15 protein-coding genes and 4 pseudogenes are annotated in these 24,994 nt (G+C 64.1%); 4 read left to right on the forward strand and 15 right to left on the reverse strand.

Translation table 11 applies throughout. The features are described from left to right. Positions 1-2,209: 2,209 nt before the first annotated feature. Both BJF83_RS19065 and BJF83_RS19070 read right to left on the reverse strand, forming a co-directional pair. A complete protein-coding gene (locus BJF83_RS19065; protein ID WP_075927397.1) occupies positions 2,210-5,920 on the reverse strand; it encodes a YhaN family protein in 3,711 nt (1,236 codons plus the stop codon). Further along, on the reverse strand, positions 5,917-7,179 hold the full coding sequence (locus tag BJF83_RS19070) for a DNA repair exonuclease (protein ID WP_075927406.1): 1,263 nt from the start codon (positions 7,177-7,179) through the stop codon (positions 5,917-5,919). Before BJF83_RS19070 ends, BJF83_RS19065 begins: the two co-directional genes overlap by 4 nt. 217 nt (positions 7,180-7,396) lie before the next feature. Here BJF83_RS19070 and BJF83_RS31240 point away from each other — a divergent pair. Then, positions 7,397-7,872: pseudogene (locus BJF83_RS31240) on the forward strand (transposase); the annotation flags it as partial. A gap of 123 nt (positions 7,873-7,995) precedes the next feature. On the opposite strand, the gene BJF83_RS19085 reads toward BJF83_RS31240, so the two are convergent. The 4 genes and pseudogenes from BJF83_RS19085 to BJF83_RS26985 form a co-directional block, all read right to left on the reverse strand. Continuing rightward, positions 7,996-9,543: a restriction endonuclease gene (locus tag BJF83_RS19085; RefSeq protein ID WP_143831985.1), complete on the reverse strand. Its 1,548-nt coding sequence runs from the start codon at positions 9,541-9,543 to the stop codon at positions 7,996-7,998. A 64-nt stretch (positions 9,544-9,607) separates the two neighbouring features. Beyond that, positions 9,608-9,919, reverse strand: a pseudogene (locus BJF83_RS31245) (integrase core domain-containing protein); the annotation flags it as partial. 505 nt (positions 9,920-10,424) lie between these two features. Beyond that, on the reverse strand, positions 10,425-11,105 hold the full coding sequence (locus BJF83_RS26980; RefSeq protein WP_143831987.1) for a hypothetical protein: 681 nt from the start codon (positions 11,103-11,105) through the stop codon (positions 10,425-10,427). Beyond that, complete coding sequence (locus BJF83_RS26985) at positions 11,102-11,662, reverse strand: hypothetical protein (RefSeq protein ID WP_143831988.1); 561 nt, start codon at positions 11,660-11,662, stop codon at positions 11,102-11,104. Before BJF83_RS26985 ends, BJF83_RS26980 begins: the two co-directional genes overlap by 4 nt. A gap of 263 nt (positions 11,663-11,925) precedes the next feature. Here BJF83_RS26985 and BJF83_RS19095 point away from each other — a divergent pair, with 263 nt between their 5' ends. Continuing rightward, the gene (locus BJF83_RS19095; protein WP_262391677.1) at positions 11,926-12,498 is read left to right on the forward strand and encodes a transposase family protein; all 573 of its coding nucleotides are present in this window, start codon (positions 11,926-11,928) and stop codon (positions 12,496-12,498) included. Positions 12,499-12,578: 80 nt separating this feature from the next. Here BJF83_RS19095 and BJF83_RS19100 read toward each other — a convergent pair whose 3' ends face one another. The 8 genes from BJF83_RS19100 to BJF83_RS19130 all read right to left on the reverse strand — a co-directional run bounded on the left by BJF83_RS19100 (position 12,579) and on the right by BJF83_RS19130 (position 22,585). Continuing rightward, positions 12,579-14,813: a DEAD/DEAH box helicase family protein gene (locus BJF83_RS19100; protein WP_262391678.1), complete on the reverse strand. Its 2,235-nt coding sequence runs from the start codon at positions 14,811-14,813 to the stop codon at positions 12,579-12,581. Further along, positions 14,810-15,721, reverse strand: coding sequence for a type I restriction endonuclease (locus tag BJF83_RS29625; RefSeq protein WP_262391679.1), 912 nt, complete (start codon positions 15,719-15,721; stop codon positions 14,810-14,812). Before BJF83_RS29625 ends, BJF83_RS19100 begins: the two co-directional genes overlap by 4 nt. Then, on the reverse strand, positions 15,721-16,836 hold the full coding sequence (locus BJF83_RS19105; protein ID WP_143831989.1) for a restriction endonuclease subunit S: 1,116 nt from the start codon (positions 16,834-16,836) through the stop codon (positions 15,721-15,723). The genes BJF83_RS29625 and BJF83_RS19105 overlap by 1 nt, the downstream gene beginning before the upstream one ends. A gap of 131 nt (positions 16,837-16,967) precedes the next feature. Beyond that, positions 16,968-18,713 carry a class I SAM-dependent DNA methyltransferase gene (locus BJF83_RS19110; RefSeq protein WP_075927401.1) on the reverse strand — a complete coding sequence of 582 codons (1,746 nt, stop codon included), beginning with the start codon at positions 18,711-18,713 and terminating at the stop codon, positions 16,968-16,970. 644 nt (positions 18,714-19,357) lie between these two features. Then, entirely contained in the window at positions 19,358-20,605 is a 1,248-nt protein-coding gene (tyrS, locus tag BJF83_RS19115) for a tyrosine--tRNA ligase (protein WP_075927402.1), read from the reverse strand. Beyond that, on the reverse strand, positions 20,602-21,018 hold the full coding sequence (locus tag BJF83_RS19120; protein WP_262391680.1) for an NUDIX domain-containing protein: 417 nt from the start codon (positions 21,016-21,018) through the stop codon (positions 20,602-20,604). The genes tyrS and BJF83_RS19120 overlap by 4 nt, the downstream gene beginning before the upstream one ends. Positions 21,019-21,065: 47 nt before the next feature. Next, positions 21,066-21,533, reverse strand: a complete 468-nt coding sequence (locus tag BJF83_RS19125; protein WP_075927404.1) for a PPC domain-containing DNA-binding protein — start codon at positions 21,531-21,533, stop codon at positions 21,066-21,068. Further along, the gene (locus BJF83_RS19130; protein WP_262391681.1) at positions 21,515-22,585 is read right to left on the reverse strand and encodes an asparaginase; all 1,071 of its coding nucleotides are present in this window, start codon (positions 22,583-22,585) and stop codon (positions 21,515-21,517) included. The genes BJF83_RS19125 and BJF83_RS19130 overlap by 19 nt, the downstream gene beginning before the upstream one ends. 475 nt (positions 22,586-23,060) lie before the next feature. On the opposite strand from BJF83_RS19130, the gene BJF83_RS19135 reads away from it, so the two are divergent. Then, a complete protein-coding gene (locus BJF83_RS19135) occupies positions 23,061-23,714 on the forward strand; it encodes an alpha/beta hydrolase (protein ID WP_262391682.1) in 654 nt (217 codons plus the stop codon). Between the two features lie 181 nt (positions 23,715-23,895). Here the strand turns inward: BJF83_RS19135 and BJF83_RS29630 are convergent. Next, positions 23,896-24,177, reverse strand: a pseudogene (locus BJF83_RS29630) (NUDIX domain-containing protein); the annotation flags it as partial. Between BJF83_RS29630 and BJF83_RS19145 the strand changes: the two are divergent. Then, positions 24,171-24,938: pseudogene (locus BJF83_RS19145) on the forward strand (ISL3 family transposase); the annotation flags it as partial. The pseudogenes BJF83_RS29630 and BJF83_RS19145 sit on opposite strands and share 7 nt — an antisense overlap. Positions 24,939-24,994 lie beyond the last annotated feature (56 nt).

Genomic DNA, 24,994 nt, shown 5'->3' on the forward strand with positions numbered 1-24,994 from the left:
GGACCAGGGCGGCAGAGGGGCCCCAGCGAGATCGGTCCCGGGTCACATCCCGGGGGTTAGTGCGGTTGTGAAGTTACACCACTCCAAGGGACATGACCCTCTGCGCCCACGCATCGACCTGGTCTGGGTGGCCAACGTCTATCGCCGACAGGGCGTTGGCGCCACGCTCGTGCAGGCACTCGCGGACGACTTCGGGTGCAAGGTCGCCGATGTGTCGTGGTCTACCCCGATCAGTGACGCTGGCCTTCGTCTTGCCCGTCGACTCTCACCTGAGGGCATCTGGGTCAGCTGACCCATCAGTATTTCGTTCCGGGGGTTGCGAAACTCCTGGTGTGTGCCAGGGTCTCCCGTCACATCTTCGGTAGGCGTACCACGATTCTGACTTTCAGAACGCGGGGATTCCCCCTTCGCTGGTCTGCGCATCAACCGGAGAAGGGGAGGGTGTCTTCGATGTCAGCACCGCGGGCTAGAGTGTTCCCGGTTCGTTGAACGTTCGGGGAAGGGATGGGGACATAGGTACCGGAAAGACCTCAGGGGTCAGCGATTCGGTCAAGAGGGAACTGTGGCGGCTGTCCAACGGCATGTGCTACCTGTGCCGATGCGAGCTGGACCCAACCACGCGCGGGAACCTCCCGACTGCGGAAGTGGTCCACATCGTCGCCCGCAATGACCAGGGGCCAAGGGCTGTCCCCAAGATGTCGGTCGACCAGCGCAACGCTGTCGACAACCTGATGTTCCTCTGCCCCTCTTGTCACAGCAAGATCGACAAGAACTCCGGTCTCGGCTACCCCGTCGAGGAACTCCTCGCCGTGAAGGAGCGGCACGAGTCCTGGACGCGCATGCTTCGCCAGGCGGGGAGCGCGTGGAACGTCCGTTACCACCACGTTGACTTCGTTAACCTCCCCCGGATCATGATGCTTCCAGGAGGAGAGGAACTCCTGCGGATCTGCAAGCAGATCGAACTGGACCCGGAGAGGGCGTTCCGGGACCAGGGAGCGAAGGCGGGAGCTTTCGTCAACCGTGCCAGAGCGGTCTTCGGGAACTGGGGAGAGCGGGCGCTCGACCTCGACCCGTCCACGCCGGTCCCGGTTAAGCCGGGGATGGTGGTGTCCTTCGACTCCCCGATGCGGGCCCGTAACATCAAACGGGCGCGACAGCTGGCACGTATCAGCGGATCCATTAAGTGGGATCCCCACCTGCGGTTTTCCTACGGTGAGCGAACTGTCACCATTAGATTTGACCCGGTCGGACTGACCACCATGACTTCCCTCACCACCCTGGGGATGGCTGAGAAGGAGGAGGTCACCTACGCGGGCCTCGGAACGGTCGTCGCTGTCACGGAGGGCCAGATCCAGATCTCGGCGATGGTCTTCGGTCAGCCCGAGAACGGTGTGAATAACTTCGTCTACTTCATGTCGGGCCTGAGCAGTAGAAGCCCGAGGAATGTAGATTCGGCTCTTATGGTTGACGCTAGAAGCGCGAGAGGGGCGCACATGCGTACGAAGAACACGCAAAGGGAGCGAGTCGACGCCGTCCTGTACTTCGACGAACTGAACGAGCACGTCATCGGACCTGAATCACTGCAACGCGCGACCTTCAGCGCTGTGCTCAAGGCCGTCCCCGAGTACCGGCGTGAGCTCCGTATCGGGCTAGCATCGATGATCGAAAAAGTGTTGACCGGTCAGGGGTATACCTCGGCCGACATCGCCGCGCATCTACTCTGTGCAGCCAAGGAGCAGTGGACCTCGATTTCTGCTCCACGACTTGCTGACCTTATCTCGAAGAGAGAAATCGCTTACGCGGCCCTTCGGGGTGTAGAGGCGCAGTACCTTGATGACTTGGATGAGATTCTCACTGAAGAGTTCAAGCCTTATAGTGGTGGTCTCCAACTCATCGATGGGAATCCCTACCACGAACGGCTCCACGACTGCCTCGACGGTTTCCTGATCTCAGGCGGCAGCTGCGTGTCCTGTACAGCGCGCGGGACGTGTACGGGGAGGGTCTGGATGAGTCCGTCATCGAGGAGTGGAGTGGTAGCGGGCTGTTCTCCTCGGTTATCTGGGAGGAGGACGAGGAACGCAGTCGGGCAGATGAGGAGCAGGCCCGAAAGCTCCTGGAAGGCTTCTTCTGACCTCCTTCGGGCGGGGCTGGATTGCAGTCCCGCCCGAAGAGTGACGGGAGCCAGCCCTTCGCCCGAGTCCCCTGTGTCTCAGGTGTTCTCCCGGCACTCCGGGCACAGAACCGGGGGGCGACCGCGCTTGCGGTGGATGAACGTGTTGCCGCAGTCCCGGCAGGTGCGCTCGCCAGGGGAGGAGGCAGTGGCCACCGCGGACGGGGGTGTTGGCCCGACTGTCATCACCGATGTTCCACCTCCAAGAGCGGCGGCGCTGCGTAGCGGAGGCTCGAAGCGAGGTAGCGCATGCAGGTGCGCGCGGCCAGTGGGCAGAGACCGCTCGGCCAGGTCGGCGAGGTGGTCGTGATGGGTGAACACCACCACCTGGAATCGGTCGGCCATGCCGTTCAAGACCTCCAAGGCGGCCACGGCGCGCTCATCGTCGAAGGTCATGAACACGTCGTCGACCACGAACGGCATCATCTGGTTGGCGTCGGCATACTGCTCCAGTGAGGCCAACCGCAGAGCCAGGTAGAGCTGGTCGGCCGTGCCTTCGCTCAAGGCATCGACCTCCTCCACTCGCCCGCCCCGGCGTACCACGTGCAGGACGTGGGCACCGTTCTCGTCCACATCCGGCCGCAGCCCCGTGAACCGGCCCAGCGTCAGGACCTTGAACAGGTCCTGTGCCCGTAGCAGGACCGGTCCCTGGTTCTGCTGCTGGTAGGCCTCCACCTGTGCGGTCAAGATCTCGTGGGCGAAGGTCAACCGCATGTATTCAGCGACCCGCTCCTGGATCTCGGCGGTGACCGCTGCCCGTTCCTCGGCGAGGTCGGCCGCGCGGGCCGATCCGTCGACGCGCTCCAGCTCACCGCGGGCTCGCGTGTGCCGCTCCCGGGCAGCTGTACGTTTCCCGTCGAGTTCGTCCAACTCTTCCTGGGCCGCCTGCACTCGTGCTGCGGCTGTGGTGTCGTCGAGCCCGGCTGTCTGTTTTTCGAGGCGATCGATGTCCCCTTCACGGTTCAGCTGGCCCTGCACCTGGTCGAGGCTTCTACGCTCCTGGACGGTCTTCGTCGCGCGTTCGATCGCCTCGCGCAACGCGGCGGTATCGCAGACACCGGTTTCTTCCAGCAACGCGGACAGGTCCTTCTCGGCCCGCTCCAGTGCGGCTCGCGCGTCCGCGAGTGCGTCCTCCTCCTGAGCGACGGACTCCTGCAGAGTGCTCAGTTTGTGCTCGGCCTCGGCGTTGTCCTGGACCCTACGGTGAAGATCGCGCAGCTCCCGGTCGCGGTCGGCCCGTTCCTGAGGCGGGGTCAGACCGCAGATACCGAAGACCGCCCGCACACGTTGGTCGAACTCCTCGACCTCCTGTTGAGCACGGCGCGCCCGCCCTTCCGCCTCACGTGCCCGTGTCCACAACTCAGCGGCCCTTTCCAGCCGATCCAGGTCATCCCGCACCGCCTGGGGCGGCGTGTCGGCGGAGAATCCTGCGGCCTCGACGGCCTCGCCCCACTGCTCCGACCACCTTGCCAGCGCCGACTCAGCCTGCTCCAGATCTCGCTCAAGCCGTTCCAGTTCCCGTTCGTCGCTCTCCACGCGGTGGAGGGCCGCGGTGTGGCCCTCCACGGCCTTGGCACGCCGGTCCCGTTCCTCCCGGGCCAGATCGCGGAGTTGCGGTAGGAGCACCGCGTGGTCACAGTCGGGGACGAGGAGCGGTGCCACGTCCACCCCGCTGTCCGAGAGCAGGGCGCTCAGTTGGTCGGCCACGGTCCGCACCGAGCGCTCCGTGTCGCGGAGTGCGTTCAAGGCCTCCTTCTGCTTCTCGTGCAGGTCACGGAGTTCCTGTAGGCGCCCCAGCAGCGTCTCTGTCTCGTTGAGCCGGGGCGCGGGCACCGCTTCGTCGGGCCACAGCGCCCCCCATTCCCGTTCCAGTTCCGCGTGTTCGGAGGCCAGACCTGCCAGCTCCTCCTGGCCGTAGGCCAGGTCCAGTTCGACATCCCGCAGCTGTGATTCCAGGGTCAGCCGTCGGTTCACGGCCTCGGCTTCGTTGCGCAGTCGGTCGGCGAGGGTGTCCGCCCGGGTCGACGCCTCCTCGAAATCACGCGCCAGCGCGGGCCCCTCCTCTGTGGCCGCGATCGGCAGGCCCTCGGTGCGGATTCGCTCCCAGAGCTCGTCCCGCTTCCGACGGTGCTCACGCAGGTCCTCCTCCGTGGGCGGGTCCACCCGCGAGCACAGGTCCTCCAGTTCGCCGCGGTGCTTGTCCCGCTGCTTCTCCCGGTGGCTTTGCTCCTTTCTGGCGGTCTTGCGCCGTGCACGGTGGTCGTTGAGCCTGTCCCGGTAGGCGGACACCTCGTCCCGGCCAGGTGCGAAGGCCGACAGCAGAGCCGAACACGCCTGGTCCATGTCAGCCCACCGCTCGGCCCACCCGGTCGCGGCCAGCGCCGTCTCCAACCGCGTCGACAGGTCCGCCGCTTCGGTCCGGTCCCGCCGCAGGGACTCCTCCAACGAGACGGGGGCCTGCTCCAGAACGGTGCGCAGTCGTCCGTCGTCCTCGGGCGCGTTCAGAGCCTCCAACGCAGCTCGCGAGGCCATGGCCTCCTCGGCCTTGGCATCCCGTTGGCGACGGGCACTGTCCTCCTCAGCCTTCAGATGGGGGTGTTGTTCGGCGAGGGCCTCGATTCGCTCGCTCACCGAATCCGCCACACGTTCGGGCCCGGCTTCGCCCAGTTCCTGACCTGGCCGCACCTGAGCCCACAGCCGCACCGCATCGGCGTGATACGTGTGCCCGTCGCGTTCGGACGCCTCCCACTCGCGGACACTCTTATTGACCCCCGCCAGCAACTCCGCCAGGGAAGCGACCTCCCCACCGGCCTCCGTCAGACGCGCGTCGACCTCCAACCCCGCCATCTGTTCCCGCAGGCTGTCCAGATTCCGCGCGGCCCTCCCGCACAGGGTCTCCTGCTGCTCGCGCTCCTGCTCCAGACGCCGCAGCCGTTCGTCAGCCCCCGGTGGGGCGAGCGGCCCCTCCGTGGACAGACTCTCCAGGACGTGCAGGATTCGGCGACGCTCCCGCAGTTGAGGCAGGACCCGGAGCAGCTTCTCCTGGCGCCGGTGCTCGGCGTACGCCTCCTGGTAGTTCTTCTCAAGCTCTTCAACTGCGGCCGCAGCCTCCTTGACCTGTCCGCGCAGCCGGTCGAAGGCCTCCGATCGTGTCTGGACCGCCTCCAAGTCCCTCTGCAGGACCTTGTGCCGCAGCATCAGATCATTGACGGCGGGCTTCCTTGCGTTGCCCGAGGACAGGTACAGGGACTCCTGCCGTTCCTTCAGGTGCCGGAGCACCGCACGCAGATCCCGGCCCGATCGTGCCGAGTACAGCGCCTGGCCCAGGTTTCCCCGGCCTTCGATCAGCTGCTGCCCGCCCCGCTTCAGCTCCTTCAGGGTGAGGGCGAACGTGCTGGAGAAGACCTCCGGTGTCACCCCATTGAGCAGAGCGGTCATACGCTCCTCAGGGATCGGTGTGCCATCGGGTCCGGTCAGGGAGTTGCGGTTGCGCTTGTGTCGTACGACCTCCAGGGTGGTGCCCGAACCGTCGGAGAGCACCGCGTCGAGCCTCAGATCGGGTTTGCCGTGCACGAAGTCGTAGGGGGTGCGGTGATCGAAACCGTAGAGCAGCTCACCCATCGCGGTCAGCGCCGAAGTCTTGCCCGCCTCGTTGGGCCCGTGCACCACATGCACCCCCGGCCCGGACAGATTGAGCGGCAGGTCAGTGAACGGGCCGAACGCGGTCAGGCCCAGGTGTTCGATCCTCATCGCTTCCCCTCCTCCAACAGCACGGTCAGCATCTCCACCGCCTCCTCGGCGGTGCGCTCCGCCCAGCCGTCCTGGTCGAACACCTCGGTCAGTTCCCTGGGAAGCTTGGCGCGCAGCCGGGTCCGGTCGAGCAGCTCCCGCACACGGGAGGTATCGCCACCCAGGCGTCCGCCCTCCTCCCGGATGCCCTCAACAGCGTCGGCGACCTGCTCAGGCGGCAGCCACCGCTCAGGGCGCGAGGTGCGGACCCCGACCTTCTCGATCCACACCGAGGAGAACCGGCCCTGCTGGCTGATCTCTCGGACGTTGCCAATGAACGACTCCTGCTGGCCAAGCAGCTCCGAGTGCGCCTCGCTCGCACCGGTGGCCACCACCCGCACGGCGTCCACCCGGCCGTCGATGGCCTGGTCGGCGACTCGGTCGGCCAGCTCTTTTTCCACCAGAGCGCAGGCCTCGTCCATGGTCGAGGCCGAGCCCATGTCTACCTCCAGGCGGTGCCAGCGCGCGGAGGTGTCCAGGTCGCGGTGCTTGGGCTGGCCGACCACGCGCAGGTGGGCGTCGACGGTGACGAGGGTGCAGCCCTTGGCATCGGTCTCCCTGGCGTGCCGTCCCTGGATGTTGCCAGGAAAGACCACGTGTACGCCGTCGGCGTTCTTGACTTCGCGCTTGTGGATGTGGCCGAGCGCCCAGTAGTCGTAGCCGCGGTTGACCAACTGCTCCAAAGAGCAGGGGGCGTAGGGTCGGTGCCCGCTGGATCGGTCGCCGTCCAGGGCGGTGTGCAGCAGACCGACGTTGAACAGGTTCGAACGCGCTTGGGGGTATCCGGCCGCGAGATTGTCCGTCACGTCGCGCTGGGCGAAGCTCTGCCCGTGTACCGCCAGCCCGAGGTCTTCTCGTACCTTCGTACCGGCCTCGGCGCTGTCGAACCGGTGCACGTTGTCGGGTAGCTGGAGGGACACGGTCATCTTGTTCTCGGCGTCGTGGTTGCCCGAGATCATGAAGACCGGGATGTCGGCCTCGCGCAGCAGCTGCATCTGCTGGGTGAAGAACAGGCCGGTATTGACGTCGGGCCAGGTGCCGTCGTAGACGTCACCGGCCAGGAGAACGGCGGTGACCTGCTCGTCCAGCGCCAGACCCACCAGGTTGCGCAGGGCGTTCCGTGCAGCGCCGCGCAGGTGCTCCTCAGGTGCCCCGGGGTATCTCACCAGGCCGCGCATGGGACTGTCGATGTGCAGATCAGCGGCGTGCAGGAGTTTCACCGTGAGCACCGTTCTCTGAGGGGATAGAGCCCTTCAGGATGTCACAGAGACACCGGGGGCGCTTGCGGTTTCGAGAGAAAACCGGGTATCAACGACGGCTGAAACGTGGATCTGCGATAGGAACCTAGTAGTACTTCGTTAAGTTTCTGATTTCTCGGCTTGGTTCCGCGACCATGGACGCGTGGAGTTGGCCGCTGTAGAAGAACTCCGCTAGGCCCTCGACGCGTTCTGCGCTGAGGTCCTAGCGTTCATCCCCCGCAAGGACTCCCGGGCCTGGGGCAACTGCTACCTGTGCGGGCTGATGCTGGACGGGCGGCGCAAGTCCATCCATCTCATGGCTGAACGCCTGCCCGACGGCAACATGCGGACCCTGCAGCAGTTCGTGGGCCAGTCCCTCCGGGGCCACACCCCTGTCCAACGCCGCCTGGCCACCAAGGTCAGCCAGGCCATCGGCCCTGATACGTGGGTGATCGACGAATCGGGCCTGCCCAAAGCGGGACCCGAGTCTGTCGGGGCGGCCCGCCAGTGGTGCGGCGTCCTGGGCGAACAGGCGGTGAGCCTCACGCGGTCACCGATACCGCTTCGGTGCCGCTGAACTGGCGGCTCTACCTGCCCAAGGACTGGGCGGAGGCCGCCGATGAGCGCCGCGCCAAGACCGGTGTGCCCGAGCAGGTGGGCCACCGCCAGAAGTGGTGTGTCCTGCGTTTCTCGGAGTCGGCTCGGAGCGGGGCATGTGGGGAAAGGGTTGAGACGGGATGGGGAGGATGGCGACTGGGTAAACCGGTCGGCCCCGTTCCGCGCCTTCGGTGTCCATAGTTACCGAAGGCCGACTGCTCGAAGCGCCCGCTCGTCCGCCCGATACGGGTAGAAGTGGCCGTGGTCGAGGCTCGTCTGGAGCAACTCCCCCTGTTCCTTGTCGGCATGAAACAGTGACAGAGTGGCACAGCCCTCGCAGTTCTCACAGGTAAGGAACGGGCTCAGCGGGTGGAGTCCTTGGTCGCGGTCAGCCAGGTACAGGTTGGTGGCGATCCGGCCTGGTCCGGCATGACATAGGTTTTCAGTGGGAACGACCGGGTGGTCTCCCATCAGCCGCCGAAAGGTGACGGTGTCCGACTGTTCATGGCGATCCCACACCACGTTGGTCACATCGAGTAGCTGCAGGTCGGCGAGGAACCGTGCTCGGTTGAGGAGGAAGCGCAAGCTGTCGTGAGCCTCATTCAGCTTGGAGGCCGTGACAGCGGGGAGGTCTTCACGCCCGTGGGCCTTACTGTTGCGCTTGGTGCCGAGGCTTTGGCACGCCACCTCGGCGTCGTCGTCCGCAAGGAGGACCGCGAGCTCGTGGAGGGGGTGTTCAGGGGAAAGGCCGGACATGCCCTCCGCTGCTGCGATCTGCTGAAGGATACGCTGCCAGTCCCCGAAGCCGGGGCCACCGAGCCCGGTTGCGATCTTCCTCTTAAACCCTCTGATGGCCTTGCAGCTAATGCCAGCCTCGTGCGCCAGAGCGATCGTGAGAAGCGCGCTGTATCCGAGCAGGGTTTCCGCCGCCTTGAGTACGGCCGCGTATTCGTTCGCCTGGGCATCGTCCCGGCCTTCCGCGCTCTTCTGCGCCTCGACGTTCCGCCAGCGCAGAGCGATCGGATAGGGGTATCGCGTGCGAACGATGAAGTCCGGATCGTCGAGTTGGGCAGCAGCTATAGACCGGAGCCGGGTGAGCTGGCCGGTAGCAATGATGAGCCGCCTGGCATCTCCCAGGCTTGTGCTCCTGTCGAAGACCGACTCCGCGAGCGCCCCAGCTTCGGCCGCCATTCCACCCAAGCGCTGCCCAGCGGCAGCGAGATCGGCCAGGGCCGCGGACAGGGCCTGATCCTCATTCGGTAGCTCCAACGCCTTGAGCTGGGAGAGCCTGAGGTGCTGTTGAAACGATGATCCGGCTGCGAGAGCTCCAACGGTATCGGAGCGCAGAAACGCGAGGATCAGACGGGCATGCTCCGCCGACAAGGGTTTGGCCGGGCGGAGAACAAAGAGACTGCGCACAGCGACGGCCGGTAGATCGGCTTCCTGTACTAGAGCAGCCTTTGGCCGACCGGAGATCACCGAGGACAGCAAGATGTCCCCGGCACGAAGATGAAGCCGCTCGGGCGCATCACTGCGCCAGTCATCGACCTCCGTGTCCGGTTCCGCGATCGCACCATCTCGCCCAATGTTTTTCAGCCAGATGAGGCGTACAGCGCCCGAGTCGGCGGGCCCGCAGACGCCGTCTGTGGCCTGGCGGTCAAAAGCCCATCCGTTTAAGACCGTGCTGAACACCGAATTGAACGGCAGGCGGTCCGACGACGATTCTCCGTGCTGCTCAGTGCTAGACAAGGCCCCTCCAGGATGGTGATGCTGAGATCTTAGGGGCTTCCCTCGAAGTGTGGACACGCTCTGATCAGGCAGCGAGCTCCAGGCTAACCGCTCGCTGCTCGCAGACGAGCGGGCTGAGCTGCCCGTTCGCCGAATGCCGCCGCCGGGTGTTGTACCGGCCGATCCAGGAGAACACCGCAAACCTGGCCGCCCTGACCGTGGGTCACCGCGTTAATCCCCATCCCTGCAACGTCTCCCGCTTCAGAGTGGCGTTGAACGACTCCGCCGCCGCGTTGTGCGCCCTGGAGCCCACCGCGCCCTTGGAGCGCACCACACCCCACCGGTCGCACACTGCGGCGAAGGCCGCTGACGTGTATTGGGCGCCGTGGTCGGTGTTTCGTACTAGGTGTCATGGAGGAGCAGGTCGGTGTCTGGACCGCCTTCCGGCACATGTTCGCGGACGGCCTGTTACCAAGGAGGGGTCGCCCTGCTTGCCGCGGGGGTGACCCTGCAAACACATCAGCCCTCGTCAAGACGTCCAAGGGCTTGGAAGGCACGGAGGAAGCCGTAGACATCGGTTCCTGATCTAGGCGAGGAACCCCTGCGATTCGCTGCGAGGGAAGTTCAACTCGACTTTGTCCCGGCATCAGGATGCCGGATGTCACGGCCGTCGGCATCGCTGTCGTGCTCGCGGACCTCGACACACTTGTTGGTCTAGCCGTTTTGCCTGTTCTTGTGCCAGTCACCCATCATCGATCTCCTCCTCTCATAGAGAATGCCCTGCAGCGTTTCAACGCGTGGAAGCATTGCGTTGACGACCCCTTTGAAGACGCTCAGGTCAGCTCTGTGGAAAAATGCACCCACGAGGTAATGTCGGAAACTGGGGGTGCTGATATGCCTATTCAGATCACCGTCGAAGGTGCATGCTTGCTCAGGTAACTCTTGAACACCTTCCTGATCTCTGCCTGAAGGTATCCTGCTTGGGGTGAATTTGGTACCACGTCTCGCTCGAAACCCCGCTTTCGTGCATCAAGATACCGCACGATGCTGGGGGAACCGATATTGGAGACAAAAAGTTCACCTTGGGTGCGGATGTCGGAGCGTAGACCCTCAAAGTTTCGGGCGAGTCCAATTCCCAGGTTTGACACGTAGTACTTACATTCAACGATTAGCAGGCATTGGCTTCCGCGTGGAGCAATATTCTGGGTTCGACTCAGTGCGGCCTCTTCCGCAGGAAGTACGAGCACATCACACTCGTGGAGGACGCCCGACGTACCCTGAACAAAGACCCCTAGGTGAACCTCGAGGGCGGGAGCGCCGTAGAACTCGATGACGGCGTGGGTGAAGGGATGACTGTCGCCATAGAGTTGTCCGGGGCTGGTTCGAAACAGTAGGTCATCAACCTTCTCCCCGTATATGTTCTCGTAGCTAACACTGGCGCCATGTCTACTCGCTGTGCTCACAATTAACGAGAAAACGTAGCCTTCATAGACGTCTGAGGCGGCCGAAGCCGAGTGGTAGGAGATCTCATTATTTTCCAGTAGATTTTTGATCTCATTAATGAGATTATTGATGTTGCTCAATCGTCCACCTCGGCTGCTAGATTCGCGAGAATGCCACGGATTCGCTCACGTCGTTCCTGTGGCATGTCCTCAGTTAGCACTACGGAGCGTTCGCGGCGGTGGCGGGCATTCTCGTCGGGCTCGAAAGCCACACTGCGAACTTCGCTGCGAGTTCCTTCATCATTGTTTGGCGAAGTCCTCAGCGTCTTCAAGGTCTCCAGCTCAATTTCGGGAAGCTCGACAAATATTCGCCGCAGGGCATCTAGGAGGAGTTTGACGCGCTCCGGACTAGTCATGGTCCGGGTGGTGATGACGAGCGTCCCCTTCTTGTGTGACGCCTCGTATTCGTCGGAACCGAGCTGCTGGCGCTCAACAACCTCGTACTGAGAAGCGACGGCCATAGGGCTCGAAGTCAAGTGTTTCCCACCGCCACGGTGGGAGCGGCGGCGGAGGATCTTTTCTTCTGGCACGCCAGCAGCGATTGCAGCATCGACCTCATCAAGAACCCAATCCATGCCGGTGTCTGTTAAGAGGTCGCGGATTCTTTGCTCGACGCTATACAGCTCGGATTCGTTCATTTTTTTCCTTGGGAAATTTGCAAAGCAGGCCAGATTTGGGTGCGTGAATCGGGTATGGCTGTAGGATTTGCAGGCTTGCTAGGAGTTGCCAACTGAAGTGCAGCCTCACCCGGGTGCTCCTGCTTTACCTCGACTCAGAGGGGTTGTGCTGGCTACTGGTCGTCCACGAAGGCTATCCGCCGTGCGTGTTCACGCTGCAAGGTTGATAGGGAGGATGAACTTCTCATGTGTATGAGCAGGATAACAGTGATGTACGACAGGGGGTGGCTACGACGGCCTGGCGGTACGTGCGCGAGACCACGGTCCTGCTCGCTGAGCAGGCACCCACCCTGGAACAGGGGCTGTGCCGCGCACGCCGGAAGGGGTGGGAGTACGTGATCGTCGACGTCACCCTGATCTCCTGCGACCGCGTCGCGGCCGACTGCCCGTTCTACTCGGGCAAGCACAAGAAGCACGGCATGAACGTCCAAGTGGTGGCCGCACCGGACGGCGAACCCCTCTGGACGTCGTGGTCGCTGCTCGGATCGGTGCACGACACCAGGGCCGCCCGGGTGTGGAAGATCGCCGAACGCATCAAGGCCCCGGGCCTGCTCGGCTTGGGCGACAAGGGATACGTGGGCCTGTCGGAGGTGGTGTTCTGCCCGTTCAAGGGCCGGGGCAAGCCGCAGTGGAAGAAGGACGTCAACTCTGAGCACGCCCAGCTCCGCAGCCCCAGGGAACGGGCTTTCGCCCAGATCAAGAACTGGGACGTCCTACGCCGGTTGCGGTGCTGCCCGCACCGGGTCGGAGAGATCACCCGAGCCGTGCTCGTCCTTCAACTTCGCGAAGCAGGATGAAAAAGGCTCGATGAATGCCGTGTTCGGAGCATCGTCGTGTTCTTTATCTGCTGTTACAGAGGCCGTTTTCCTTCCAGAGGCTAAGAATCCACCTGCTGATCGACCGCTGCTTCGTAGAAGGCATCTGCGAGGGCGACGATGATCGAGTTGATAGCTGGCCCGTCGGTGAAGAAGTAGTCAGCCATCGTGTTGTGGGCGTCCTGGTTGTCCGCGACAGCCTCCGTAACGGCTGCTTGGAAGTCTGGTGACTCCAGGAACTGCTTCTTGGAGTTCACCTTGGTCTGGTTGATCAGGTTCGGGTCGGCGAGCAATCGCTGGACGAGTCCCTGTACGAACTCCCGGACCTGGTACTCGGCGAACGACTCGGCGCCGAAGAGGTCGTTCATCTTGTCGATGACGACCTGGAGCGCCACGTACTTCGGATCCTTCTTCGTTCCCGTGCCGGCGGCACTAATGCCCTTCAGTTGCCCGTCGCCCACGAGCGAGATGTCGACCGGTCTAGCCTTGTTGTGCTTGACCCCGACCAGCACCACGTCGGAGAGGTCCACCTCGGCCGTCCAAGCGGACTCGGCGATGACCTTCTCCAGCAGGCGCAGGAAGATCGAGAGCATCTCCATGTAGGGGTCGCCGTAGTCGACGATCTGGGACATGAAGTCATAGAGGCGTACGTAGGTGGAGATATCCTTGCGGAATAGGTCGAGCGCCTGGAGCGCGACCTTGTCCTCCTCCTCGATCGCCCGCGCGTAGCGGCGCCGGAAATCGTGCTGCGCCGGGCTGATCGCCGCCGAGAGCGCGTTGTTGCCCTTCCGGGTCACCCACAGCTCGGCGACCTTGCGAACGTCGTCCTCGGTGTAGATGCCAGCCTGGGCAAGCTTGTTGGCCAGGTGGACGACGACGTAGGGATCGGTCTCCGTCTCCAGGGTCGCGTTCTTGAAATACGGCTCGAAGGCTACCTTGATGTCCTCGGGCTTGTTGGCGAAGTCGATGACGAACGTCTTGCGCTTCTGCTCCCCACCAGCGGTGCGGTGGGTGCGGTTGAGACGCGAAAGCGTCTGCACCGCGGTGACCCCCGACAGCTTCTTGTCGACGTACATCGCCGAGAGTAAGGGCTGGTCGAAACCGGTCTGAAACTTGTTGGCGACCAGCATGATCTTGTACGTCTCGCCCTTGAACGAGGCCGCCAGATCAGCCCCGGCGCCGGGGTTCATGTTGGCCTCAGTGAACTCGTCATCCTTCGAAGGCTGCGGGCCCCAGTCGCTGTGCCAGGTCTCGTCCTCGGGCATCGTCACCCCAGCGGAGAAGGCGACCAGGGTGCGGTAGTTGTACGAAGCGTCCTCGGCACGGCGCCTGGCGATGTAGGCGTCGATGGCCAGCTTGTACTTCACCGCGGACTTGCGTGAGTCGGTCACTACCATCGCCTTCGCCTTGCCTTCGAGGAGGTAGGCGACGTTGGCGTGGAAGTGCTCGACGATGATCTGTACCCTCTGGCTGATATTCGTCGGGTGGAGCTGCACCCACCGCATCAGACCCTTGCGGGCGGCGGCCTCCTCAACCTCTCCTCCGTCACCGCTTTCGGCCCTGCCAGCGATTTTCAACGCAGTGTCGTAGGACTGGTAGCCCTTGAGCACGTCGAGGATGTAGCCCTCCTCGATCGCCTGCTTCATCGAGTACAGGTGGAACTCACGCGGCTTGCCGTCGGGCCCCTTACGGCCGAACAGTTCAAGAGTCTTGTTCTTCGGCGTCGCGGTGAAGGCGAAGTAGGAGATGTTCTCCGACTCGGCCCGCTCGGTCATCTCCGATGCCAGCACCGACTCTACATCGACCTCGCCACCCTCCTCGATCTCCTTCACCTCCTCAGCGGTCAGCACCTGCTTCAGTTTCGAGGAGATCTGACCCGACTGGGAGGAGTGCGCCTCATCGGCGATGACGGCAAATCGCTTGCCCTTCAGGCTGGTGTCAGTCCGGATCTCGTCCAGCGCATGCGGGAAGGTCTGTACTGTCACCGCGATGATCAGCTCACCGTTCTTCAACGCCTGCGCCAGCAGACCCGACTTCGACTTCGCGCCAGCCTTACGGACGTCCTCGGGGCTGATAGTCGCAACAATCTTGCCGGTGCCGTCGATCTGCCGGATCGCATCCTGCAGCTGGGAGTCGAGCACGGTGCGGTCCACGACCACGATGACCGAGTCGAAGACCTTCCGATCATCGACATGCAGCCGCGCCAGCCGGTGGGCCGTCCAAGCGATAGTGTTCGTCTTCCCCGACCCGGCCGAGTGCTCAATGAGGTACCGCTGCCCAGCACCCTCCTCCTTCACCGCGTCGACAAGTTCGTGACGGCCTCCCACTGGTGGAACCGAGGAAAGAGCAGGCTCGTACGCCGCACCGACGTACCGGTGGTGACGTCCCACTCCTCCTGGGTCTGCACGATCATCAGCCGCCCGATGATGTTCAGCCAGGCGTGCTTCTCCCAGACCCGTTCCCACAGGTATGCCGTCGCCGACCGTCCGTCCGCGCCGGGAGGGTTACCGGCACCGCTTTCGAAGCCCGTGTTGAACGGCAGGAAGTGGGTCTTGGCCCCCTCCAGCCTGGTGGTCATCGCTGCGAGGTCGTTCGAGACTGCGAAGTGCACCAGTGCCCGGTGGCCGAACGACAGCAGCGGCTCGGGCCGCCCGTTCGTCAACGGGTTCCGGTCCTGCTTGTATTGGTTTATCGCTTCGTCCAGTGACTGGGTGAAGTCGGTCTTCAGCTCCACCGTGGCCACCGGGAGCCCGTTGACGAAGAACACCAGGTCGATGCTGCGCTGGTCGGCGGTCGAGAAGTGCACCTGCCGCACCACGCGCACCCGCATCGCCTCGTAGTGCGCTGTCGTGGTCTCGTTGAGCGAGGTCTCGGGCCGGAACTGCGCCATCTTCAATCGGCCGCCGCCGATGTACTGCACCCCGTTGCGCAGGATGTTGAGCGTCCCGCCGCCATGCTCCAACGGCTTGTCCAGCGCCGCAGTCAACACGTCGAGGAACTTTGCCTGCGACCCCGCCGCCTTCAACGCCTTGGCGTACGCAGTCTTCTGCGTCTCCTCCAGCCACGCGAACAGGTCTGCCGGGAAAAGTGCCCGCTCCCGGTCGTACTCACCGCCGTCATGGTCGTTCGCTGAGTACACCCAACCGTGAGCTTCGAGGCGCTGACAGATCTCTCTTTCGAGGGCACCCTCGTTGTGGTCGGCCATCACACCGCCTCTTGTACGTCGATCTGCCCCGTTACGGCAGCGGTGATCAATGCCGATCGCCGTTCCGTGGAGAGCTCGATAAACCGCTCGGTCTCGGCGATGAGCGTGTCGATCTTCGCGGTCTGCTCAGCCAGATGGGATGCTAGACGCCGCTGTTCGTCAATCGGGGGGACGGTGACACGCAACTGTTTGAGCGCCTCACAGGTTAATCCGCCCTTGGTACTGCCGTTCTCCTCGCTGATGCGCCGAAGGTCGTCATACGTGCCTGTTAGCAACCACATAAGGTAATCCGGATCCCATCTACCTTGGTCCGGAGTAATGTACGCCAGGTGCTGATTCACCGTTGCCTCGAGGTCAAGAATCGTCGCCATTCCGCGCGTCTTGCCTTGGCCAGTTAGGCCTACGAGGATCGAGCCGCGCGGGACAATCGGGAGATGGCACTCTACGAGCGCGGTAGCGGTGACGCATTCCGCTGCTGAACCGACTCGCCCCTGGTTGACCACGGAGCTATTGAGCCATGGAATATTGCCACCGTCCCAGTACTCCCTGTTCTCGCGTCGGGGCGTCGATCCGTTGCCGATCCGTGCGGTACGGCCGAGCTTGTCCGCACCGCTGCCCAGATTGGCTCGTGGTGGGATTGCGGTCGTGATGACTGACCGCCGCCGCTCGCGGAGCATCTCGATCAGTCGCTGCTGCTCCTCGATGAGCGTGTCGATGCGGGCTGTCTCACGGTCAAGAAAGTTGGCGATGACGCGCTGTTCCTCTAGCGGGGGAACTGGAACCGCCATGCTGAGGAAGACGTCTGGATAGAGTCGAAGGCGAGAGCTCCAGATACCGCGAGAGAAACGAGTCATCTCCATCACGTAAGGGTTCGATCGGTAGAGGTAGTCATAGAACCCAGAGTCGAATGGTGCGTTCGGGTGAGGGCTGTAGACCCCGTACGCGGGACTTACGATCCCGGTCTGCTTCGAGACGCCAAGCGCCCCCATCCACGCCCACATCGTGTTGATGACGAGGTCACCTTTGTTCACGAGACGATAGCCATCAAGGTTCTCAGCTGCAGTCATCGTCACGTTCTTCTCTGACTTCGGAGTGATGCCAGTCAGATGTGACACGCTAAGAAGTTCCTCAGAACCATCGAGTGAGACAGACAGCGACTCGGCCAGGAGTTCCTTGTTTCTACTCCAGCGCCAGTGGGACGGGACTTTGCCAGCCCAAGCCTGTTCAAGATCAAAACGTGATTGTGTCACCCCTCCACCTCCCTCAAGAGATCGAGGATCTTGGCGACCTGCTTCTCCAGGTCAGCATCAATCTCGGCGAGAGGGCGAGGCGGAACGTACTTGTAGAAGTGGCGATTGAAGGGGACTTCGTAACCGACCTTCGTCTTCGCCCAGTCGATCCAGGCGTCAGGAACGTGCGGTTTCACCTCCGCGTCGAAATACGCCTGGATAACCTCACGTTCCCCTGCCACGCCAGCGGTTGAGCCGCCGTAGGTGAAAGGTACGTTCTCAGTGTCACGCTTCTTCGAGTCGGGCTTCGGGTTGCCCTTGCGGTCGACGACCGGCTTACCGTCCTCAACGAGCAGGGGGCGCTCGACAGTCACGGTCCAGTAGCCGAACTCGTCGTTGCGCAGCACCTTGGAGAAATCAGGGTCGGCGTCCTCAAAGTCGGAGTACAGCCGTACGACCTCGGCACGGTCATCGTCGCTGATCTCGCGTCCCTTGGCCCCGAGGTTCTTGCGCATCTTGGTCCAGAACGATGTTCCATCGATGAGCTGAACCTTGCCCTGGCGTTCGGGGTGCTTGGTGTTATCCAGGATCCAGATGTAGGTGGCGATGCCGGTGTTGAAGAACATGTTGGTCGGCAGCGCGACGATCGCCTCGACGAGGTCGTTCTCCAGAAGCCACCTGCGGATGCTGGAGGGACCGGATTCGGCGGCGCCGTTGAAGAGCGGCGAGCCGTTCATGATGATGCCGACGCGGCCGCCGCCGTCCTCGGGTGCGCGCATCTTGTGAGCCAGGTGGAGCAGGAAGAGCATCTGGCCGTCCGAGGTCGAGGGGAGCCCCGGCGCGAAGCGGCCGTAGGGACCGGCGGATTCACGCTCCTCTTTGACCGCCTTGGCGTACTGCTTCCAGGCCACCCCATAAGGCGGGTTGGACATGCAGTAGTCGAACTGACGGCCCTTGAAGGCGTCATCGGTAAGCGTGTTCCCGAAGGCGATGTTGGTCGCGTCGTGGCCCTTGGCGAGCAGGTCGGACTTGCAGATGGCGTATGACTGTGGGTTGTACTCCTGGCCGTACAAGCTCAGCTTTGCTTCGGGGTTCTCGGCGAGCAGGTGTTCCTCAGCCAGGGAGAGCATGCCGCCGGTACCGGCGGTGGGGTCGTACAGCGACCGGATGATGCTGCCCTCGGAGAGGTCGACGTCCCTCTCCGCGAAGAGCAGGTCGACCAGCAGCCGGATCGCGTCGCGCGGCGTGTAGTGGTCTCCGGAGGTCTCGTTCGCGGCCTCGTTGAACTTGCGGATGATGTACTCGAACGCATCCCCCATGTCTGCGTTGGACACCACGTCGGGATGCAGGTCGACGGCGCCGAAGGACTTGACGATCTCGCGCAGGAGTCCGGCCTTCTCCAGGGCCAGGATCTCCTTCTTGAAGTCGAAGTACTCGAACACGTCCACGTCGGCGGAGAACCGGTCGACGTAGTCAGCGAGGTTGTCCGCAAGCCCGTCCGCATCGGCCAGCAGGTTCGCGAACGCGTAATTGGAGGTATTGTAGAAGGTCCGCCCCGTGGCCTTCTTGACCTCGACCTTGAGCCGGTTCGGGTTCTCGTACCTCGCAGCCAGCTTTCGTACCGACGCACGATCGGGCTCGAGGATGCAGTCGAGCCGTCTCAGGATCGTGAACGGGAGGATCACTGTCCCGTACTGGTTGGGGCGATAGGGACCCCGAAGCTGGTCAGCGATTGACCAGATGAAGCTACCGAGCGTGCTCACAAGTTCCTCACGAGAATCGTCTAGCAGTGCCGATCACTTTGCCAGAAACAGCAGCCATCGTCCCATGGCTCAGCTATGGCCCCCTCGACGTGCTTTTACCGATCGGCCCGGGTGGTTGCACGTGTTGCCGGAGCGGCAACTCCGCAAGGCGTTGGAAGATGGCACGAATGAACCGGGCGCGGCAGGCTTTTACTACGGTTAGCCCCCGGTGATCACGAGTCGTGTTTCGTGCCGGGTGTGATGGAGGCCGCCATCTGGGGTACTCAGCAGGGCGTCATCCCGGCCGACCCAGGACAGGCTCAGTCGTCCGCTCGCCACCAACCATCACTTCCCTCGGAGTTCGTCCCCACACGTGCCGACCAGTTGGACACGGCAACTCTGTCGCCAACGGTATCGGCCGTCAGAGACAGCTAAGGCCGCCTGCTGTGAACGCTCCGCCGAGCTGAAACATCGTTCGCGGACTCCGAAGCACGCAACCTCCGCTGCCTGTCCTGTATCAAGTGTGCCGGAGGCTCGGGTATGTGCTGGTCCTGCCACTTCGTGCTGACTGCGGACAGGAGGTTCCTCAACGACAGAGCCCTGCAAGAAGCTCCTGCCCCGGCGCCCTACGGCACCGGGGCCTCCCACCGCTCGTTAGTCCCCGGTCACTGCGTCGAGCGTTCGATGCGCGCGACCTTGCGTCCGGCCTTGAGGTACACCTCTGTCTCCTCCGTCGGCTGTCCGGAGGAGGAGAGGGCCTTGTCCACGGCCTCGCTCAGCGGCCGTTGGACGTCGTCCTCGGCCAGGATCACGGCCTCCTGGCCTCCCGCCGTCTCGATGACGATGCGCAGGCCGTTCTGCTTGGCGATCCGTCGCGCTGCCGAGACACTGGGGGTGAACTCCAGGACTCGGGCGAGTACGGCACCGACCGTCTCACCGGTGGAGGCCGTGTCCACGACCGGGAGCGTGTCGATGTCGCCGAACGCGCGACGGGAGTACTGGGCGGTGAACGCGGCTCGGGCCGACATCGCGGTCTCAACGCCGTGAAGCGCGGCGACCGCCTCGCCCGCCAGGACCTTCTTCAGATCCATCGGGTGCAGGGTCCCCTTGTCCACGCGCGCGTTCACGGCGTCGATCTCCGCGTCGCTCCATTCGGTCCACGCGCGCAGGTAGGGGCTGACCAGTCGGTCGGGGATCGACATGACCTTGCCGAAGATGTCTTCGGGGGTGGCGCTCAGGGCGATGTAGTTGCCCATGCTCTTGCTCATCTTCTTGCCGGTGCCGTCGGTGCCCTCGATGAGCGGCATGGTGGCGACGAGCTGGGGCTTCTGGTCGGTGATCTCCATGACCTTGCGTCCCATCTGCATGTTGAGCAGTTGGTCCACACCGCCGAGTTCGATGTCGGCCTCGATCTTGACCGAGTTGATCGCCATGACCACGGAGTAGATGAACTCCGCCGTGCTCAACCCGTGCCCCTGCTCCAGTCGTGTACGGAAGTCCTCGCGTTGCAGTGACATGGACACCGGGACCTGGGCCAGGATCTCGATCAGTTCGGGCAGCCGGACCTCGCTGAGCCATGAGCTGTTGTGTCGGAAGTCGGCCCGGGTGAAGTCGAAGAACGGCGCGACCTGGTCGCGGTAGGTGGCTAGGTTGCGGGCGATGTCGGCGTCGGTCAGGGCGGGGCGGTCCCCGGACCTGCCGGAGGGATCGCCGATCTTGGCGGTAGTGCGCTGCCGCCGCTCGAGCAGGGAGACGTAGGAGGGGTCGTACCCCAGGAGCTCTCCCATCGCCGCCTGGGACAACCCGGTCAGTGTCCGGTAGCAGCGGAGGATCACCGCCAACTCCCGGCTTTCCAGGGCACGGCGTGCCTCGGGCAGCAGCCAGAGCCAGCGGATCGTGAGCGTGGCGGTCACGCGCGGGAGCGGGCGAACCAGTCCAGGACCGACCGCTTGTAGCCCTCGGGCATCGGCAGGTCGGGCACCTGGGCTTCGGTGAACAGCCCGGCCTCCTTGTGTTCGCTGGAGACCACCACCGGGGCGTGAGATTCCACGTGGCATCCGTAGGTGACGATGAAGACGTGCCGGTCGACCTGGGTGATGTGGTACATCCACGAGTCGAGGATCTCGGCTACCCGCACGGACCAACCGGTCTCCTCCTCGATCTCCCGGGCCAGGCACTCCTCGGGAGTCTCCCCGATCTCGATCTTGCCGCCCGGCAGCTCCCACTCGTCGCGCTCGTTGCGCAACAGCAGCACCTGGCCGTCGCGGATGGCGACGCCCTTGACCGAGACGGGGAACGTGCGCGGAACGTAGGGGGTGTCGGACACGGGAGGGCTCGCTTTCGAAGGCGGGTGAGCACGACACATCGCAGGCTTCAGCCGTCGCCCCCGAAGTGGAGGAGCGGCACGTCGTAGAGGTTCGGGTCAGGGACCCGATGCATCTGCGGCGATGTCACCTCGACGAGCACCATCTCGGTGAGGAACTGGACCTGGGCGCCGAGCAGGTGGCTGGTATGACCCGTCGCGCTGTGCTCCTTCAGTCCGACGGAGACGTGGATGTGGGGGGAGATGGTGTCGGTGGCCTCGTCGTAGGCGATAGTGCCACCGCCCAGCGCTTCGAGGTTGCTCAACTGGACCTTCGACCAGACCGGCGCGGTCGGGGCGGCGAGTTTCTCGCAGGTGCCCACGATGTCCACGTGAGCGAACCCGGCAACGAAGACCGGGATACAGCCCTTGCGGACGTCGTTTGCTCCGCAGAACTCTGTGAGGGAGGAGAAGAAGTCCTCACCGTGATCGAAGACGAGGCCGAAGGTCCGCCCCTGGGTCAGTTCGTGACTGCGCACGTCGGTTTCCGCATCTTCTCTGAGGGATGGGAGGGGTCAGGCGGGGAGTGGCCACTAGCGGAGGCGAAGGTCTCCGAGACGGCGGCACGTTCGTGGCCGGTGGCCAACAATGCCCACAGCAGGACGCGCGCCTTGTACGGATCCAGGAACCCGGCTTGGATCAGCCCTCGCCCCAACAGGTCCTGTTCGGAGCCCGGGAACCCGTAGGTGGTCGCCAGTCCGGCCCCGGCACCGGTCCGGGAAGCGAGCACCACTGGCACGCGGTTGGCGAGGTCTTCGAGTGCGGGCACCAGATTCTTCGGGACGTGGCCGACGCCGAACGCGGCGATGACCGCGCCGTCGACCCGTTCGGCCAGGCCGTCGAGCAGCAGGCCGTCGTCGCCCAACGCCACCGTCACCAGGGCCACACGCGGTCCCGAACCTAGATTCGACAGGTCGAGCGTGGTGCGCTCCGTGGGGTGGTTGAGCAGGCGCGGGGTTCCCTCCACCACGTAGCCGAGCGGGCCGCCGTTGGGGGACCGGAAGGTGGTCACGCTCGTGGCGTGGGTCTTGCGGACCCGACCGGCGGCATGAATCTCGTCAGCGAGCACCACCAGGACGCCCAGGTCCCGAGCACTCGGATGGGCAGCGGTCTGCACGGCCGCGAGGAGGTTCGCGGGCCCGTCGGCCCCGGCAAGGGTGGGGTTGCGCATCGCGCCGGTCAACACGACCGGTTGCGGGGCGGTGTGGAACAGATCGAGCAGGTAGCTGGTCTCCTCGATGGTGTCGGTGCCTTGGGTGACGACGACACCGTCCACCGTTCCCGAGGCCAGGCGCTTGTCGATCTCTACGGCCAGATCGGTGAGGTCGGACAGACCCAGGGAGGCACCGGGAAGCCGTCGGAAGTCCTCGACCTCGATGTCGACACCGGTCTCGGCCAGCCCTGGTACGGCCGCCACGAGTTGGGCCGCCGACAGGGCCGGAACTACCCCTCCTGACCCGTCGGAGGTCATGGCGATCGTCCCGCCCAGTCCGTACACCGCCACCCGAGGGCGGGACTCCTTCGCGAGCACGATTCTCCCTTCGCCGCAGGGTCTGTGAGGGGCAGCCTAACGCTCAGAGGACCACGTCTGCCCGATGAATCGGCAGGCACGATCGACATTGGCCACCTGGGAGAAAACTCATCCAGGTCGTGCCCTTTGAGATGGTTGACGCGATCTTGGACCAGACCAGAGCCCATCAGCGGGGACCAGCTTTGCTCTCGTCCTGTCCGTAGTGCCTGTTGGCCAGTATCCTTTCGGCGTCGTCTGCTCCAGGGGTCGGTCCTCGTCCGAGTTCGCATCGCTCCAGGCGGAACGATTGCGCCATTCCTTGGAGGAGGAGCCCGCCCCCACCCCCGGCTCAGGAAGTCCAGCGCATGCGCACCCTCGACGTAGTCAGCGCCGACGGCGTCCCGCTCGACGCGGTCCTACACCCTTCCAAAGGAGACCGCTCGAAGGCACAGTTGTCCAAGCCCACGGCATCACCGTCGACAAGGACGAGGGCGGCATGTTCGTCCGCCTGGCCGACACCCTGTCCGACAGTGGGTTCAACGTCATTCGGTTCTCCTACCGGGGACACGGCAAGAGCGGTGGGACGCCCCGCGATGTGACCATCGCTGGCGAGATGCTGGACCTCCAGTCGGTCATCGAGCACGCTCTGGACATGTGGCCCGAACCACTCTCCGTTCTGGCCGCGAGCTTCGGGGCCGTGTCCTCTTCACTCCTGCTTCCTGTACTCGGCGACCGGATCGACTCTCTCGTCCTGTGGAACCCCGTACTCGACTTGGAGCGCACCTTCCTCCACCCTGAGCTCCCCTGGGGAGTGGAGAACTTCGGTCCTGACCAACAGCGGGAGTTGGGCGCCAGCGGTCAGTTGTTGATCGACGGTGAGTTTCCCATCAGCCCGGTCATGTGGCGCGAGTTCAGCCTGTACGACCCTCTCAGCGCCTACACGTCATCCCGGGTTCCCTCGCTCGTGGTCCACGGTGACCAGGACAGCTACGTGTCCTACGACATCGCCAGGGTTGCGGCCTCCTCCCGAACCGACACGGACTTCCACACGGTGTGGGGGTCCGACCACGGTTTCGACTCGACCGAGCGGGAGGACGAGGCGATTCGAGTGTCGGTGGACTGGCTCGACACGCAGGCACAGCAGTCCTGATGACGCCGCAGAACCTATACGGACCCGTCAAGGCGGCCGACAACCGCCTCGTTGGGGAGCAGCGCGCGATCGGCACACCCAATATCGCCAGGTCGGGCACCTGACTCTCGGCAGGTTGCCCGACCTCCTTGTGTTCGCTGGAAGCCATGACCGGCGTACGGGAGTCCACGTGGCATCCGTAGGTGACGATGAAGACGTGTCGGTCGACCTGGGTGATGTGGTACATCCACGAGTCGAGGATCTCGGCTATCCGCACGGGCCAGCCGGTCTCTTCCTCGATCTCCCTGGCCAGGCACTCCTCGGGGGTCTCCCCGATCTCGATCTTGCCGCCCGGCAGCTCCCACTCGTCGCGCTCGTTGCGCAACAACAGCACCCGGCCGTCGCGGATGGCGACGCCCTTGGGACTGTACAAGTAGAGGCTCTGTCCCGATTCCGGTGGTGACGTAGGGCATCGGCATGCCACGCTCGGTGGAGTGTGACGTCAAGGAACTCCTGAAGATCGTCTTCTCCGGACTGCTCCCGCTGGTCATCGAGGAAGTCGACGACGAAGGCACCGAGCTCCGGCTCTGCGCCCGGACCCCCGACCGGCCAGCCCCCTGCCCACTCTGCGGAACCCACTCCACTAAGGTTCACGCCTACCACCAGCGCACACTCACAGACACCCCCGTCGACGGCAGGACCGTGCGTGTCGTGGTCCGGGTACTCCGCCTGGCATGCCGAGCCCGCGGTTGCCCCCGCCAGACGTTCCGGGAGCAACTGCCCGGTGTCCTGGTCCGCTACCAGCGGCGCACATCCCGCCTCACCGCCCAGATCGGCGCGGTGGTTCGCGAACTCGCCGGACGGGCGGGCACCCGGGTGCTGTCGGCCCTGGCCGTGCGGATCTCGAAGAACACCGCGCTGCGGAACCTGATGCGCCTGCCCCTACCCAGGCACCCGGTGCCGCGCGTGCTGGGTGTGGACGACTTCGCGCTGCGCAAGGGCCGCCGGTACGCCACCGTGCTCACCGACGCGGTCACCAACACCCGCATCGACGTGTTGCCCGACCGCACCGCCGACACCCTGCAAGCCTCGCTGCGCGACCACCCCGGGATCGAGATCGTGGTGCGCGACGGGTTCGCCGCCTACGCCGAAGCCATCCGACGGGCACGGCCCGAGGTCCTGCAGGTCGCCGACCGGTGGCACCTGTGGCACGTGCGCCGTGAGGCGCTGATTGGTCGAGTGGAGGTGAGAGACCTTCGCCGCCGTCCTGTCGCAGCAGGGCGGTGAAGCTGGGGGCAGCC

Origin of the sequence: Nocardiopsis sp. CNR-923 (assembly GCF_001942255.1) — a bacterium.
GTDB lineage: Bacteria > Actinomycetota > Actinomycetes > Streptosporangiales > Streptosporangiaceae > Nocardiopsis.